This is a genomic window from Streptomyces sp. AB3(2024) (genome assembly GCF_041862025.1).
In the GTDB taxonomy this organism is placed as follows: Bacteria; Actinomycetota; Actinomycetes; order Streptomycetales; family Streptomycetaceae; genus Streptomyces.
Genome location: NZ_JBGWAB010000306.1, coordinates 1 through 1,482, shown reverse-complemented (window position 1 = coordinate 1,482; position 1,482 = coordinate 1). Strand labels below are relative to the sequence as shown.

The 1,482-nt window shown below is 76.0% G+C and carries 1 protein-coding gene; it reads left to right on the top strand.

Annotated features, from left to right (window positions below):
- The first annotated feature begins 190 nt into the window (after positions 1-190).
- The gene (locus ACEPPI_RS40490) at positions 191-1,450 is read left to right on the top strand and encodes an MFS transporter (protein ID WP_373920236.1); all 1,260 of its coding nucleotides are present in this window, start codon (positions 191-193) and stop codon (positions 1,448-1,450) included.
- The last annotated feature ends 32 nt before the right edge of the window (positions 1,451-1,482 follow it).

Sequence of the window (1,482 nt, the reverse complement as noted above, 5' to 3'; positions counted from 1 at the left end):
CCCGGGCCCTCGCCGAGGCCGGGCTCGGCCACCTCGGCGGCCGTCTGGAACTGCGTACGTACGGGCCGGCGCCCGGAGCCCCGGGGCTCACCCGCGCCGCCCGCCGGGCCGTCGCCGTCGCGCTGACGGCCCGGCCCCGACCCTGACCCTCGCCCTGACCGTCCACCACCCCTCGCAGACAAGGTGCACCATGGAATCCCCCGTAGAAGGAACCGCCCCCGAGCGCGTGCAGTGGGGCCGGGTCGGCTCCCTGGTCGGCGGCCAGGCCGCCGTCCAGCTCGGCAGCTTCGCCCTGCTCATCGCCATGAACTGGACGGCCGTCCAGCTCGGCGGCACCCGCGCCGTGACCGTGCTGATGCTCGCCGCGACCGTGCCGCGCGCCCTGATGCTGATCTTCGGCGGGGCGGTGGCCGACACCCTCGGCCCGCGCTTCGTCCTGCTGCGCACCACGGCCGCCCGGGTCGTGCTGCTGGCCGTCGGGGCCGTACTCACCGCCACCGCCGAGCAGTTGTGGCCGCTGGTGGTGATCGCGCTCGTCGAGGGGGTGCTGCTGGGGCTGGCCGGACCGGCCTCGGGGGTCCTGCTGCCCATGTTCGCCCGGGGGGAGCAGCTGGCCCGCGCCAACTCCCTCTACGCGATGGTGCTGCGCGTCGCCCCGATCCTCGGCGCCCCCGCCGGGGCCTTCCTGATCACCGTCGGGGAGCTGTGGGTGGCCCTGCTGATCGGCGCGGTCACCGGGGCGATCTGGTTCGGCTGCCTGCTGCACGTGACCCACGGTTTCGTCCGCCCGGAGCCCGAGCCCGGGGTGTCGCTCGTCAAGCGCTCCGGTGACGGGTTCCGGCTGCTGGCCCGCCACCCGCGGCTGCGCTGGATGTTCGTGGCCGCGCTCTGCCTGGACATGGCCTTCAGCTGGCCCGCCGAGGTGGCCCTGCCGCTGCTGGTCTCCGAGCGCGGCTGGGGCGTGAGCGCGGTGGGCGTCGTCCTGGCGGCGTTCAGCGTGGGGGCGCTCGGGTCCAGCGCGGTCGGCGCGGCGCTCGCGCACCGCATCCCGATGTTCGTCCGGCTCGTCGTGACCGGGGCCGGGCTCGCCGCCGGGATCCTGGTGATGGCGCTGATGCCCTCGGTGGTGTCGCTCACCGCCGTCGCGGCCGGGGTCGGCCTGCTGTCCGGGCTGAACGGGCCCGCCATCGTGACCCTGTACCAGCAGTCCGCGCCGGAGGACCGGATGGGCGCCGCGATGTCCACCCTCTCCCTCTCCGGGATCGGTACGGCGCCGGTCTCGATCGCCGTGTTCAGCTCCCTGTCGCTGGTCCTCGGCGTGCAGACGACCTGGCTGGTGTGCGGGGCGATCGCCTTCGTCTCCCCGGTCGCCGCGGTACTGGCCCTGCGCCACCCGGCGCGGGCCGAGGAGCCGGCCGTGACGGAGCTGCCCGTCGCGGCCGCGGCGTGAACGCGCCGGTGCGGGCGGCGGGGGCGGGCCGA